Genomic DNA, 13,838 nt, shown 5'->3' with positions numbered 1-13,838 from the left:
TGGGGATCTCCATGCCAGTAGCCGGAGACCGGATTCCTCTGGTCGGCACAGTCGCAACGTTGCGTCGGCGCGATCGGTGCTTCAGTCGGCATTCAGCGGTACATACATCGGCTACTTGGGTTTCTCCTCAAGCTTTTCATCCCCGAAAGAATTGCCTCCCAGGTGCGGCTCGATATCCGAAGCTTGACGATTCTATCCCACATCCGCCTCACGTCCGCACCCTCAGCGCCTGCTCCAGCCTGTCGGCAATCTGTGTGACGATATAGGCAATCACCATGTAGATCACGACGGCAATCACGAAGGCTTCGAGGTAGTAGTAGTTCAGGGCGGCGGTCAGCTGGGACTGGGCGAAGATATCGACGACCTCGATGGCGAATCCGAGAGAAAGCGCCTTCATGATGACCATCATCGAAGTCGTCAGGTCGGGAATTGCGGTGAGGGCCACCTGGGGAAACAGGATACGTCGAAACAGTTGGCCGCCCGTATAGCCGAGCGAATGGGCCGCGTCCGACTGACCGGTGTCGAATGCATTCAGGGCTCCCTTGATAATCTCGGATTGGAACGCGGCGACACAGCCGGTAATCGCGACGACAAGAATGACCCAATTGGGGGTTTCGTGAGCGTTGAAGTTGATCCCGAGCAACGAGAACAGGAACTGAAATGCGGGCGGCAGACCGAAATAGGCGAGGAAAATAACGATGACCATTGGAACGCCCTTGAAGACGATCTTGTAAGTCATGATGAGCTCTCGCAGAACCGGCACCCGTCTGTATTCGATCAGCGCGAATATGCTGCCGACTATCGTCGACAGGACGAAAATCAAGAGTGCCATTCCAACGGTCACGGGTACGGCACTCAGAATTTCCTGCGTGTCCTGGAGCAAAATATCGGTATCAAACATGGTTGAATACCCTTACGTCAGACGCTCGCGAGGAGCTCGTTCTTGATCGGAGTTGTTGTCGTTGACTCTGGCGCTTGCATCGGTGATCGAAGCTCGAAGAAGCGCACGATGAGCCATGCGACCAGGCACATCAGCGAATAGATGACCGCCAGGACGAGGTAGGTTTCGAACTGGAACTGGTTGTAGTCGCGCTCCATGATCAAATGCGCAGTCGCCATGACGTCGGCGGCGCCGATGTACATGACCAGCGCAACGTTATGGATCAGGTAGATGACGGAGTTCCCGTAGCCCGGTAGTGCGAAGTGCACCGCTTGCGGGCCGACGACGCGAGTAATTTTCTGCCGGAACGTATATCCGAGGCTATCGGCCGCATCGTGCTGGCCGCGATCGACGGCAAGATATGCAGGCCGCATGACTTCCGACAGATATCCTCCATGGTAGAGGCTCAACCCCACCATGGCAGCCATCGTCGGCGAAATAAAATCTTTGGCGCCGAACAGGATCACCAACAGCGGAAGCCCATAAAACGCGACGAACAGCTGCAGGACGACAGGAACGCTCCGGGCATAGGACACGTAGAGGTCCACCAGGTGACTGATCAGTGGCACCCTGCGAACCCGGAGTGTTGTCGCGATGAGAGCCAGACAGAACCCGGAAATGAGGGCCGTAAACGTGATGGCGAGCGTCAGCGGCAGTGCCGAGAGCAACTCGGGAATCATAGCAGATACATCCACTTTGAAACGCTCCTTTTTGCAATTCAGCCTTGCCGCTGACTAGCGAATATGGCCCTCGACGGCCGTGCTATTTCATGTACTGGACGATGCCCTCGCCGAACCACTTCTGCGAGAGCTTCTCGATCGTGCCGTCGTCTTTCAATTCCTTGAGAACCTTGTTCACATCGTCAGCCAGAACCTTGTTCTCGTCTGATCTGTGGATCAGCATGTAGGTGTTGTTGCTGAACACTGGTTCGGACGCCACGATATCGAGTTTCTTTTGCTCGATGACGGTCTGCTCACCGAGATTGGACGGCAAGACGAGAGCGTCGAACTTACCGTTCTGAACTTCGTCCAGCCGGTTCGGGTAGGGAATGCCTGCACTCGATGCCGTGACATCGAGCTTGTATTGCGGGTTTTCTTTCTGCCAGTTCATGATGAACTTGTAGGTTCCACCGCCGGCCGTGGTCGGAACGATCCTCTTGCCGACCAGGTCTTTCATTTCCTTGATGCCGCTGTCTTTCTTGCTGTAGATCTTCATCAGGCTGGCGCCCATGGGATTTTCCGGAATGAAGAACTGCTTGGAGCGCTCGGGCGACTTGTAGTAGCCACCCACCGCGATGTCGTACTTGCCCGTAGCGAGACCGGTTTCCTGGGCAATGTCGGAGACGCCTTCCATTTCGAACTTGTATTGCGGCAGCTTTGCGTTGATCGCCCTCAGGAGATCGGGCTCATAGCCTTGCGGCTCGACGCCGATCGCGCCCCATGCCAGCGGCTTGGATTCGGCAGACGTCGCGATCTTGATTGTCCGAACGGTCTGGCCATAGCTGACCCCCGCCGTTGCAAGGGCTATTGCGATGCCGCCGACGACAGCCAGGGCATGACGACGGGAAAAGCGGGATGTGATTACAGACATTTCTTAGGTTCCCTTGTTGTTGGATTATTGAAAAGCGAGTTCTGACTGCAGGAATTGAGCAAGTCGTGGGCTGGAAGGCGCGTCGAAGATATCAGCCGGGCTGCCATCGGCGGCGACCACGCCACGGTCCATGAAGACGATCCGGTTGGAGATGTTCCTTGCGAATTGCATCTCATGGGTCACAAGCAGCGAAGTGATCCCTGACGAGGTGACGTCCTTGATCACCTTCAGGACTTCACCGACGAGTTCTGGATCCAGCGATGACGTAGGCTCATCGAAGAGTATCACGTCGGGACGAACCGCCAGGGCGCGCGCAATGCCGGTGCGCTGGAGCTGGCCGCCCGACAGTTGGGAGGGATAGCTGTCTCGCTTCGGGGTGAGGCCGACCCGCTCGAGCTCCCGCAAGGCGATCTCCCGCGCCTCGTCCGCGGACTTGCGCTGCACGACGACCAGTGGATCCATCACGTTCTGCAGGACCGTCATGTTCTTGAAGACGTTGAATTGTTGAAAGACCATCGCCGTTCGCAACCGGATCGCCTGGACAGCGACCTTGTCGGCACGCTGGTAATCCATCCGGATCTGATCGAACGCGATGGTTCCTGACGACGGCTTGGCCAGGTAGTTGATGCATTTCAGCAACGTGGTCTTGCCGGTGCCGCTGGGGCCGATGATCGAAACCACGTCACCCCGCTTTACCGAGAGATTGACGCCGTTCAGAACCTGCGTGCTTCCGTAAGACAGCTTTACATCTTTGAGTTCAAGCATTGCTGGTTGTCCCTTCGGAAAGTGTGAGACGGACTGCTTCGACCGCATGCGACATCATCACCCGCTCTCCGCATGGCCGAGAACGTGCATCAGCCGGTTTGCCCAGCCGAAGATCGATATGGCGTGGATCAGGTCGATAATCTCGCGGTCGTCCATGCCGACTGATCGAAGCGCGGCGATATCGTCTGCCGTTGCTTCCGACGGGGCCGCCGACAGGCGGCGGGCAAAACTGTAGATTGCCGCATCGCGTGGGCCGAGCGCTTCAGGTTTATCGAGATAGAGCGCGGTGACCACTTCGTCGTTCTTGGTCAGCTCTGCATGCCTGCGGGCGTGAACAACGGCGCAGAATTTGCAGCCATTGACGATGGACGCACCTAATGCACCAAGCTCGCGGTCAGGGCGGGCAAGCCCGCCTTCGACATACATGATGGCGTTGAACAAGATGGTGCGGGCAAGGTAGCTCTCAGGGTCATGCGCAAGGGTGCGCACATATTCCGAAACTTTCTTGGCTGATGGCGTGACCTTCATCGCTTCAAGCTGTTCCGGCGTGGCCTCGGATAGCTCGACCGGCGCTATGTACGGATGCCAATTCAATGGCTTCAGGCGCACCGCGGAAATCATGCCGTCCTCAACAATCGCAGGCCGGTTGCCACCCGCGTCTGGAAATTGACGAAGGCGATGAGCTCGGAAAGGGCGACGATCTGAGGATTGTTCAATCCAGCTTGGGCGAGCAGGGCGATGTGGCCCGCTTCCGCCTTTTTCGGTGTCAGCGTAATCAGGTCCACATGACGTGCGATGGTCGCCAATGGCTCTTCCAAATCCGTTTCCCCCTGGGCTAAGGCCAGAAGCTGCTCAGTCGGATCGAGCTGAGCCAGCTGCACATCAAATTCGGCCATCAGGACCGGATCGGCATTCAGAGCGGCCATGCGACGGGCCAGAGCAACCCGCAAATTAGGCGCAAGCCCTTGGTCGTTTGCTGGCTGCAGGACGGAGAGGCGACATTCCTCGGCCCCCAGCACGAATTCAGGCCGAAACCGACGCGCGCTGAAAAGCGCATCGTGCGGTGATAGACCGGCGGCCTTGTCCATTGCGTCGATCACAGCGCGGCCTCCTTCTCCAACAAGGGTGTTGAATCGACCCATTCGTCGCCCAGAAGTTCGGGCGTGTCGTAAGCGATCAGGTTGGCGAAGTGGGTTTCGACATCTTCGGCAAACAGCGATGCGGCAATGCCGCGGACCAAACGGTCGGCACCCGCGCTGACGGCTGGGATATCACCGGAGACCTTGCCGTGCGTCAGCATGGCGGCGTCGTTGAAGCAGTGGATATGCGACAGCATCGGGCAGGAGCCGGGGACGCGCTCACGAAACTCGAAGGCGGGACCTAGGTCCGGTGCGTCGGACATGCCTGCACGCGCCGGCCCCATGTCCGGTGTATATCGGCCATCCGACCAGGTGCGGATATGTGGCGCGATGGCTGCAAATTCCGGGCGGCCGTTGAAGTCGTTTGAAAAGCCGGTTGCCGCGATCAGGAAGTCGTAGCGCATCAGCCCCTGGGTGGTTTCGATAAGCAGGCCTCCCGCATCTTCCGTGACCGCGACGATGCCGCAGTCGAGAAAGAACCGGGCATTGGGGTGGCGAGAAACGCGAAGCGTCGATGAACGCGGCGGCGGCGTCTGGGTTGAGGCGGTGTAGTCGAAGAACTTCCACTTCCAGGCATCGGGCAATTGATGCATGCCGAGTACAACACCCGGACTGCCGATTCCGGTCAGCTTGTTGACGCGCGGCATTTCCTTGCGCCGGATCAACATGTCCACAGATCCGGCGCCCGCCTCGAGTGCGGTTGCGGCATTGTCCATGGACGAGGCACCGGCGCCGATGACCGCCACACGCTTACCTTGCAGCGCGTCGAAATCGATCTCGTCCGCAGAATGGGCCCAATAAGCGCGATCGATGCCCCTGAGGAAATCGGGCACGGCAAAACCGCCCAGACCAGAGCGGCCGGTGGCCAGAACGAGATGACGGGTGAGAACCCGGCCGGATTCCGCGCCTTCGATATCGATCGCAATCAGATCACCAACCGGTGCGACGCCGGTCATGCGCACGCCGTTGCGCACAGGCAGAGCAAGAACCTTGCGGTACCAGACCAGGTAATCCATCCACTGGCCCTTGGGGATTTTGTCCAGCGACCGCCAGGCGTCGACGCCCCATTGCGCCGTGAACCAGGCGCGGAACGTCAATTGCGGCAAGCCGAGCGACGGACCGTGCAGGGTCTTCGGCGACCGGAGTGTTTGCATGCGGGCAAACGTTATCCACGGTCCTTCGAGCCCAGCCGGCGCCGCATCATAGGCGACGACATTGGTGATCCCTGCCAGCACCAGCTTTGCCGTGGCAGCAAGTCCGCACATGCCAGCGCCAATGACCACGACATCACGGACCGGGGCGCCCTCATGCATGCGTGTGGGGACCCAGGGCTTGGCGGGCAGCTCGACAAAGTCGAGATCCTGCGCGAGCTGGGCTTCCAACGCGGCAAGGCCCGTCGATGCTGCCGGGGTGGGAGTATGCTTCATATTCCAGTTCCGTTATTTGTGCCCGACGCGGGATCGTTCACCAATTGGCTGGCCAAAGCTGGATCGAGCTTCTTGAAACCGACGATCGACCGTTCAGCCACCGCTTCGACCGCATCCATCAGCGCCTGCGCGACTGGGCGAAGGGGACGTTTTGAGGCAGCCACAACGCCCCAATAAAAGAGAACGGTTACATCGATCGGGCGAATGACGACCCCAGGCAGGGCGACGCCATAGGCCGTGAGGGGATCGATGACGGCCGCGACACCAGTATGGCGCACGATCTGCAACGCGCCGTAGGCAGTATTGGTCCGGATCACCGGGCCGGTGTCGATGCCCCGGGCAGCGAGTGCCTTGGCGACATGCAACTGAAACCGCAGCGGATTGAGCAACGTAGCCACGCGACGACCCGCAAAAGCCGAAAGCGGTATGACATCAAGTTCAGCCAGCGCATCGTCCTCCCGCACGGCAGCAACATCAGGCGCCGAATAGAGCCGTAGGACATCCAGACCGGGCGTATCGAGCGGCAGGCTTGAAAACCCGATCTCGGCACGTCCGCTGCGCACTTCCTGGGCGACGATCGAGGGAAGAAACTGCCCGAGATGCGTCTCGTGCGGAAGCTCGACACCCTTGAGCTCGGCCAGGGCCGCCGGGATCAAGCCGGTGCCGATCGCGGAGGTTGTGACAATCTGCAGGATCCGCCCACGGCCGGCGGCGATCATCTTGGCCCGCGCTGCAAGTTCGGTGAAAGACATCAACAATCGCCGCGCTTCCTCCTCGAATGCGACACCCTCTTCAGACAGCTGCACCCGTCGACCGATCCGATGCAGCAATTCGAAGCCAAGTTCGGCCTCGAGCTCCTGAATGGTGCGTGTCACCGAAGGTTGGGAACGCCCGAGCATGTCAGCCGCCTTGGTAATGCTGCCGCTGGCAGCAACCGCAAGGAAGGTCTGAAGGTCCCGGGTTTCCATGTTCTCCCTACATGCGTAATTCGTATGATTGACATCGTCTCATTCATTTTTGATATATGTCAAGCGGAAACTAATAGTCGTTGCGGCGTTTGCCGGCTCAGAGCCGGAGTCCTGATCGAAACGGCTGATGGCAACCGACGTGACTTCAATTCGGATCCTCCCGATGAAAAAACTTGTAGGCGGGGACGGCAAGGATTCTCGAACCATAAAGCCGGCGACAGGAGGAATGTTATGCGCGTGAGTATTCTGGGCGCTGGAGCAATTGCCTATGGCCTTGCGGCCTATTTGGCACAATCGGGACATACGCCAACACTTTGGTCACCGTCGGGAGACCGCACCAGAACGTTGGCGACTGGCGAATTATTGAAGGCGACGGGGGATATCGAGGCGACGGTGCCGGTGCGTATTGCCAATGATTGTAAAGATGCCATCGATCACGCGGATGTGGTGGTGATCGCGCTTCCCGCTTACGGCCACAAGATAGTGATGGATGCCGCCGTCCCTCACCTGGCAGATGGTATTCCTGTCATCGTCAGTTCGCACAGTTCGTTCGGCGCGCTGTATCTCTCCAAGCGGTTAGCCGAGCGCAAGGTCAGGTTGCCGATCGTCGTTTGGGGCACAACGCTCTTGACCGGCCGCCAGCTCGGACCAGCAGAAGTCCAGGTCACTTCCATTCGCCAGAAGCTTGATGTTGCGACGCTGCCTTTCGATGCGCTCGATCAAGGGTACAAGCTTTGCACGGCCTTGTTCGGCGATCGTTTCGTCAAGCGCGATGGTCTGCTGGCAATTGCGCTCAGCAACCTCAATCCGCAGAACCATCTGGGAATTGCCCTTCTCAATCTCACACGAATGGAGAAGGCCGAGCGATGGAGCCAGGGGGGAAATGTCACTCCTGCCGTTGGTCGCTTCATCGAGGCTCTGGATGCCGAACGATTGGCCATAGCTGGCAATTTCGGTATCGCGGTTCGTACCGTCCAGGAACATTTTTCATTGTCGTTCCACGTCCCCATGAGCACCGTTTCGGAAATGAACCTGGAGATGGATCGCCAAGGTCGTGGCGGCTTTGGCCCGACGACTATCGAGAGCCGCTATATTCTCGAGGACGTTCCGTTCGGCCTGTTACCAACCGCAGTCCTGGGGAAGATCAGCGGAAATCCGGCGGTTCTCCATGAATCCGGAATTTCCATATTGTCGGCGGCTTATGGCCGGGATCTCAAGGGAGATAATGATATTCTTCCTGGGCTCGGCATCGAGAAAATGACAAAGACGGATCTTGAAGCCCTTTGCCGCAAGGGGTTTTGAGCGCGCTCGCGGCCAATGCGGCGTGATTACGCTTTGGGGAAGCTAGCGCGACGCTCCTGTTACATCATTGCGAGCTGATTCTAACCAACGACATCCGAAGGGGACCAACACAGGTTGGATATTATCAAACTGTGTTGGTCCGAGTTGGCTATTTCACCTGCTTGATCTCCCCCGGCGCCAAACGGCGCCGGATAAGACGTGCCGTATCGATCACATCATGCGTTTGATGTCGGTGTACGCGCCATTCGTCTTCAGCGTCACGGTGACGTCGGCACCGGTGCGGTTGCGCCAGAACCAACCGTGATTGCCGTCAAAGGCTGCCTCAAGTACGCCCTCGTCCTCTGCAGCACCGCGTCCCTTCTCGTATGAGATGCTTTCGCCGCCGCCGTCACCATGGGTGTCGAAGTTCACCGCCGCGCCATTGGCTGTCCAAGAGTAGTTTGCCTTTGCGCCCTTGGCCATGACGAGCTTGATCTCAGCTCCTTCGCCGGGCTTGAGGGTGACCGACATTTCGTCCGTCCGCAGTTCCTGGGCAGAGGCGGAACCAATCACCAGTTCAGCGAAGACGCGCTCCAGAAGACTCGACTGCTGATCTTGGCCTGGCACTGCGGTCGGCGTGCCGTTTTGCAATTCGCGAAGGCGGTCTTGCTCGGCCTCTTCGGCGAGTTGTGTCTTGATCTCGCCCATCTCGGTGAGCTCGAGCGCTCGCCCAACGCCGGTGGGATCGATGGCGTATTCGGCCGGCAGCACGATGGTCACAAGGATGGCCGCTGCCGCGACAATGGCGATGAGGGTAGATCGGAGGAGCTGCATGGATGTCGGCAGTTCAGCGCGGGTCGGGATGTCTGTGTTGTACATGGGAGAATTCCTTTTTTGATCTTTACTTGGAGGTTCAGGAGACGACCCAGCCGGTGAGCTGATAGCCGATCAGCACAAACCCGGCGGTCATCATGATGGTGTTGGCGGTGTATGCGTGGCGCCAGAAACTGTCGGTCCGGCGCCAGTAGCCCATGACGATAAGGATAGCAGCGAGCGCGAGAAGCTGACCGACCTCAACGCCGACGTTGAAGGCAAGTAGGTTGGGCACGAGCCCGTCGGGCGAGATGTTGTATTCGATGATCTTCGTCGACAGGCCGAAGCCGTGGAAAAAGCCGAAGATCAGCGTCGCGATCTTGGTGTTCGGCTGGAAGCCGAGCCACCTCTGGAAGGCACCCATATTGTCGAGCGCCTTGTAGACGACCGACAGGCCGATGATCGCGTCGATGATGTAGCTGTTGATGCCAACGTTGAAATAGACGCCAAGCAGCATGGTCGTGGAATGGCCGAGCGCGAACAGGCTCACATAGATGCCAATGTGCTTCATCCGGTAGAGGAAGAAGATCACGCCGAACAGGAACAGGACGTGGTCGTATCCCGTCACCATGTGCTTGGCGCCGAGATAGATGAAGGGCAGCAGATTGATGCCCGTGATCTCCTGGATATAGCCCTTGTCGCCTTCGGCAACGGCATGGGCGAGGGCAGTCCCCCCAAGCAATGGGAGGGTCAGGAGAGCAATGAGCACAGGAAGGGCCAACCGCCAGCGCGCGCAAGGCGTGCGTGGCGGACCCTTGTAGAAGGATCCTTGCATGAGAATTCCAATCGTCGTCGTTGAGGATGGCCGCGCGTGCGGCCGCGATCATGCGATGACGATCTGCCTGGGAGGGCGCTCAAGCCGGAAACGGATTTCGAGGTCGGCAAACGAAGGCGGGTAAACCAGCCAGCTCCGGCCTATCGGCGGTGCTGGCTGCGCGAAGCCCGGAAGCGTGCTCGCCGTTTCATGGGTGTGGTCGGCCGGATTGTGGCCGTGGGTATGACCAAAGCTCTGCTCATCGGCTTCGCCATCGTCATGGCTGTGGCCGTGTTTTTCGATCTGTGCTGTCAGCTCTGCGTGACGCGCTGCCTCGGCGGCAGCGAGCGCAATCGGGCTATGCGAGGCCGAACTACCCACTGGGGAGAGCAGCACGCCGAGAGTCATCGCGAACGCGACGATGAGACGAAAGGCTGTGCTAGGGATCCAATTCGGCATGCTTAACGATTATTCTCTAAAATCCTAACGAATGGTGGCATGCACCAGAATCGAGGCCACTTTGAGGCTTGGAATATCCTCTCTGGGGGGATAGCATCAAGGGCATGAATGAGCGTCCCCACGTCCACGAAACCCATCCTGCCATCATCAAGCGGCTGAAGCGCGCCGACGGCCATCTGCGCGGGATCGTCGAGATGATCGAGGCCGGGCGACCGTGCCTCGACATCGCCCAGCAACTTCATGCCGTGGAGAAGGCCATCGCCCAGGCCAAGAAGACGCTGATCCAGGACCACCTCAACCACTGCCTTGAGGACGTCGTCGGACCGCTGGCGCTCGAGCAGCGCCGCTCGATCGACGAGTTCAAGGATATCACCAAGTACCTGTGAGAAGCGCCATGATGGACAAAGTTCGCGATTGGTTCGGGTTCGGCCCGATGACGCAAGGCATGGGCGGCCACGGACATGATCACGGCGAGGGCGGCCATGGCCACACGCATGGCGTCATCGACCCGACGATCGCCACGACGACGCGCGGCATCTGGGCGATCAAATGGTCATTCGTCGTTCTGGCCATCACGGCGGCGCTGCAGTTGGTGGTCGTGTTCCTCTCCGGCAGCGTGGCGCTGCTGGCCGACACGATCCACAATGTCGGCGACGCGGTCACCGCCATCCCATTGTGGGTCGCCTTCATGCTGGCCCGTCGCAAACCGAGCAAGACGTTCACCTACGGGCTGGGCCGCGTCGAAGATCTGGCCGGCATTCTGATTGTCCTCATCATCTTGTTCAGCGCCATCGTTGCCGGCTACGAGGCGATCGACCGGTTGATCAATCCGCAGCCGATCGCATTTCTTGGCTGGGTCGCCATAGCCGGCATTATAGGTTTCTTAGGCAACGAGGCCGTTGCAGTGTTCCGTATCCGGGTCGGCCGCGAGATCAACAGCGCGGCGCTGATCGCCGACGGCTACCATGCGCGCACCGACGGCTTTACCAGTCTGGCGGTTGTGCTGGGTGCTATCGGCGTATGGCTGGGGTTTCCGCTGGCCGATCCGATCATCGGGCTCTTGATCACGGTGGCCATCTTCGCGATCGTCTGGCAGTCTTCGAAGGCAGTCCTCACGCGCATGCTCGACGGTGTCGAGCCCGGCATCGTCGATGAAATCCATCATGCCGCCGAGCATGTGTCCGGTATCGAACGTGTCCAAAGCGTGCAGGCGCGCTGGATCGGCCATCGCCTGCATGCCGACGTCGCCATCAGTGTCGCCGACGCGGCGACGGCCAAGGACGTGATGGGCGTCACCGAAGCCCTCAAGGAGGAACTGTTCGCCCACTTGCCGGCGTTGGCTGAAGCGAATGTTCGTCTGGAGAGTTCGGCCGGGTCTGCCGCGACGGGCACGGAACCCTCTCACTCACATGGTCATCATGCGCCGGAGCCCTTCAAGGTCGACTGCGATCTGGCTGCCGGGACATTGGAAATCGTCGACACGCCGGCTGGCGAGCGGATGCGGCTGACCATCGACCGGCATGCCGACGATCTGATGGCAACGGTGATCATCGATAGGCCTGGCGGGCCGGAGACGCTTCGCCTCGAACCCGTCGCCGACAACCATCATCGCCTTGAGAGCACCGTGGCTCCTGCTGAGCCGCATGAGTTCCAGGCGAGGCTGGTCTTGGCCGCGAAGGGTCGCGAGCAGGTGCTGCCGTTCAAAATGGTCGAGCCGGAAGGCCACCATCACTGAGATCAGGCCCGCCATTCAATCGCCACGGATCAACGACCCATCGCTCCTCCAAGAAGACAGACATATGCTGCAAGTCCTTGCCAATCGCACTTATCGCCATCTTTTCCTGGCCCAGGTCATCGCCCTGATTGGCACTGGCCTTGCCACCGTGGCGCTCGGGCTGCTGGCCTATGACCTTGCCGGCGCCGATGCCGGCGCGGTGCTCGGCACGGCGCTTGCCATCAAGATGATCGCCTATGTCGGCGTGGCGCCCGTTTCCGCCGCGTTCGCCGAGCGCCTACCACGCCGTACCATGCTGGTTTCGCTCGACCTCATCAGGGCAGGGGTTGCCGTATTCCTGCCCTTCGTCACCGAAGTCTGGCAGATATATCTTCTCATCTTCATCCTGCAGTCGGCGTCAGCCGGCTTCACCCCGACCTTCCAGGCTTCGATCCCTGACGTGCTGCCCGAAGAGAAGGACTACACGCGGGCGCTGTCGCTGTCGCGGCTTGCCTACGATCTGGAGAGCGTGGTCAGTCCGATACTGGCGGCGGCACTGCTTTCCGTCATCAGCTTCCATAGCCTGTTCGCAGGCACGGTCATCGGCTTCCTGGCGTCGGCCGCGCTGGTGGTGTCGGTGGTTCTGCCGAGCCCGAAACCCTCTGAGCCGCGCGGCATTTACGAGCGCACCACACGCGGCATCCGTATCTATCTGGCGACGCCGAGATTGCGCGGCCTGCTGGCGCTCAACCTCGCTGTCGCCGCCGCCAGTGCCATGGTGATCGTCAACACGGTCGTGCTGGTTCAGGCAAAATTCGGCCTTTCCCAGAGCGACACGGCACTTGCCCTTGCCACCTTCGGTGGCGGCTCGATGATCTTGGCGCTGGTCCTGCCGCGGCTGCTGGACAGCATCCCGGATCGGGTTGCGATGTTGTCAGGCGCCGGCCTGCTGGTTGCCGGCGTGTTCGCAGGGCCGTTCGCCATCAGCTATCAGCTGCTCTTGCCGCTCTGGTTCGTGCTCGGGCTGGGCTATTCGCTGGCGCAGACCCCGTCTGGGCGGCTGATCAAGCGCTCGGCCGATCCCGTCGACCGGCCGGCATTGTTTGCCGCGCAATTCGCGCTTTCGCACGCCTGCTGGCTCATCACCTATCCGATCGCCGGACTCGTCGGCGCGGCGATGGGCCTGCCCTTCACCTTTATCCTGCTTGGCGTCATTGGCGCCGCGGCACTCTTTGCCGCGATGTGGTTGTGGCCGCGTCACGATCCCGACGTTCTCAGCCACGCCCATGACGATCTGTCTGACGGGCATTCGCACCTCGAGGACGCCGTCTGGACCGAAGCAGGCTTCGAGCATGCGCATGGTTATGTCGTTAACGATAGGCACCCAAAATGGCCGAAAGCGAGCTGAGCGGCCCCAATGCTGGGAGATGTTGGTGCCTTCGGCGCGCTGTTCCTCACCGCGTTCGCCGCAGCGACAATTCTGCCGCTGCAGTCAGAGGCGGTGCTGGCCGGCCTGCTGCTGACCGGAAGCCAGTCACCGGCGGCGCTGATCCTGGTCGCGACGATCGGCAACGTGCTTGGTTCGGTTGTCAACTGGCTGCTCGGCCGCTGCATCGACCGCTTTCGCGACCGCAAATGGTTTCCGGTCAAGCCCACTGCGCTCGATCGCGCCGCGGCGCGCTACCGCCGTTACGGACGATGGAGCCTGTTGCTGAGCTGGGTTCCCGTCATCGGCGATCCGCTGACGATGATGGCCGGTGTTCTGCGCGAGCCGCTCTGGAGCTTCGTTGCGATCGTCACGATGGCGAAAGCCGGCCGCTATCTCGCGCTCTCGGCGGCGGTGCTGAACTGGCTGTAGGCCGCAACCGCGACCAAGTGGGTCGCTGGGGTAAAACTCTCAAACGGTTTTCCGACTTTATGTCTTATGT

16 protein-coding genes are annotated in these 13,838 nt (G+C 60.0%); 5 read left to right on the top strand and 11 right to left on the bottom strand.

What is annotated here, in order from left to right:
* Positions 1 to 208 precede the first annotated feature (208 nt).
* The 8 genes from X771_RS163550 to X771_RS163585 all read right to left on the bottom strand — a co-directional run bounded on the left by X771_RS163550 (position 209) and on the right by X771_RS163585 (position 6,829).
* Positions 209 to 901, bottom strand: coding sequence for an ABC transporter permease subunit (locus X771_RS163550; protein WP_023669865.1), 693 nt, complete (start codon positions 899 to 901; stop codon positions 209 to 211).
* A 17-nt stretch (positions 902 to 918) separates the two neighbouring features.
* Positions 919 to 1,635, bottom strand: coding sequence for an amino acid ABC transporter permease (locus X771_RS163555; RefSeq protein WP_023686267.1), 717 nt, complete (start codon positions 1,633 to 1,635; stop codon positions 919 to 921).
* Positions 1,636 to 1,702: 67 nt separating this feature from the next.
* The gene (locus X771_RS163560) at positions 1,703 to 2,530 is read right to left on the bottom strand and encodes a transporter substrate-binding domain-containing protein (protein ID WP_023669867.1); all 828 of its coding nucleotides are present in this window, start codon (positions 2,528 to 2,530) and stop codon (positions 1,703 to 1,705) included.
* Positions 2,531 to 2,554: 24 nt separating this feature from the next.
* Positions 2,555 to 3,295 (bottom strand): amino acid ABC transporter ATP-binding protein, encoded by a 741-nt coding sequence (locus X771_RS163565; protein ID WP_023669868.1) that lies wholly within the window; start codon positions 3,293 to 3,295, stop codon positions 2,555 to 2,557.
* Between the two features lie 57 nt (positions 3,296 to 3,352).
* Positions 3,353 to 3,916, bottom strand: coding sequence for a peroxidase-related enzyme (locus tag X771_RS163570; protein WP_023669869.1), 564 nt, complete (start codon positions 3,914 to 3,916; stop codon positions 3,353 to 3,355).
* A complete protein-coding gene (locus X771_RS163575; protein ID WP_023669870.1) occupies positions 3,913 to 4,395 on the bottom strand; it encodes a hypothetical protein in 483 nt (160 codons plus the stop codon). Before X771_RS163575 ends, X771_RS163570 begins: the two co-directional genes overlap by 4 nt.
* Entirely contained in the window at positions 4,392 to 5,861 is a 1,470-nt protein-coding gene (locus X771_RS163580) for an NAD(P)/FAD-dependent oxidoreductase (RefSeq protein ID WP_023686266.1), read from the bottom strand. The genes X771_RS163575 and X771_RS163580 overlap by 4 nt, the downstream gene beginning before the upstream one ends.
* Complete coding sequence (locus X771_RS163585) at positions 5,858 to 6,829, bottom strand: LysR family transcriptional regulator (RefSeq protein ID WP_023669872.1); 972 nt, start codon at positions 6,827 to 6,829, stop codon at positions 5,858 to 5,860. Before X771_RS163585 ends, X771_RS163580 begins: the two co-directional genes overlap by 4 nt.
* A gap of 231 nt (positions 6,830 to 7,060) precedes the next feature.
* Between X771_RS163585 and X771_RS0133150 the strand changes: the two genes are divergently transcribed.
* Positions 7,061 to 8,131, top strand: coding sequence for an NAD/NADP octopine/nopaline dehydrogenase family protein (locus tag X771_RS0133150; RefSeq protein WP_031202372.1), 1,071 nt, complete (start codon positions 7,061 to 7,063; stop codon positions 8,129 to 8,131).
* A 210-nt stretch (positions 8,132 to 8,341) separates the two neighbouring features.
* Here the strand turns inward: X771_RS0133150 and X771_RS163590 are convergent, their stop codons facing one another.
* From X771_RS163590 to X771_RS1000000165770, 3 genes are read right to left on the bottom strand one after another with little or no spacing between them, the layout of a single operon-like run.
* Positions 8,342 to 8,989 (bottom strand): hypothetical protein, encoded by a 648-nt coding sequence (locus X771_RS163590; protein ID WP_023683328.1) that lies wholly within the window; start codon positions 8,987 to 8,989, stop codon positions 8,342 to 8,344.
* Between the two features lie 34 nt (positions 8,990 to 9,023).
* The gene (locus tag X771_RS163595; protein WP_031202371.1) at positions 9,024 to 9,758 is read right to left on the bottom strand and encodes a HupE/UreJ family protein; all 735 of its coding nucleotides are present in this window, start codon (positions 9,756 to 9,758) and stop codon (positions 9,024 to 9,026) included.
* 48 nt (positions 9,759 to 9,806) lie between these two features.
* Positions 9,807 to 10,196, bottom strand: a complete 390-nt coding sequence (locus tag X771_RS1000000165770) for a hypothetical protein (RefSeq protein ID WP_023683326.1) — start codon at positions 10,194 to 10,196, stop codon at positions 9,807 to 9,809.
* A gap of 104 nt (positions 10,197 to 10,300) precedes the next feature.
* Between X771_RS1000000165770 and X771_RS163600 the strand changes: the two genes are divergently transcribed.
* The 4 genes from X771_RS163600 to X771_RS163615 all read left to right on the top strand — a co-directional run bounded on the left by X771_RS163600 (position 10,301) and on the right by X771_RS163615 (position 13,768).
* Positions 10,301 to 10,582, top strand: a complete 282-nt coding sequence (locus X771_RS163600; RefSeq protein ID WP_023669876.1) for a metal-sensing transcriptional repressor — start codon at positions 10,301 to 10,303, stop codon at positions 10,580 to 10,582.
* Between the two features lie 8 nt (positions 10,583 to 10,590).
* Positions 10,591 to 11,931, top strand: a complete 1,341-nt coding sequence (locus tag X771_RS163605) for a cation diffusion facilitator family transporter (protein WP_023686263.1) — start codon at positions 10,591 to 10,593, stop codon at positions 11,929 to 11,931.
* 64 nt (positions 11,932 to 11,995) lie between these two features.
* Positions 11,996 to 13,318, top strand: coding sequence for an MFS transporter (locus X771_RS163610; protein ID WP_023686262.1), 1,323 nt, complete (start codon positions 11,996 to 11,998; stop codon positions 13,316 to 13,318).
* 9 nt (positions 13,319 to 13,327) lie between these two features.
* A complete protein-coding gene (locus tag X771_RS163615) occupies positions 13,328 to 13,768 on the top strand; it encodes a YqaA family protein (protein ID WP_023683323.1) in 441 nt (146 codons plus the stop codon).
* Positions 13,769 to 13,838: the final 70 nt, after the last annotated feature.

The sequence above is a fragment of the Mesorhizobium sp. LSJC269B00 genome (genome assembly GCF_000502815.1).
GTDB lineage: Bacteria > Pseudomonadota > Alphaproteobacteria > Rhizobiales > Rhizobiaceae > Mesorhizobium.
Note: the sequence above shows the minus strand (reverse complement) of the source record. Positions and strands in the feature narration are given on the sequence as shown.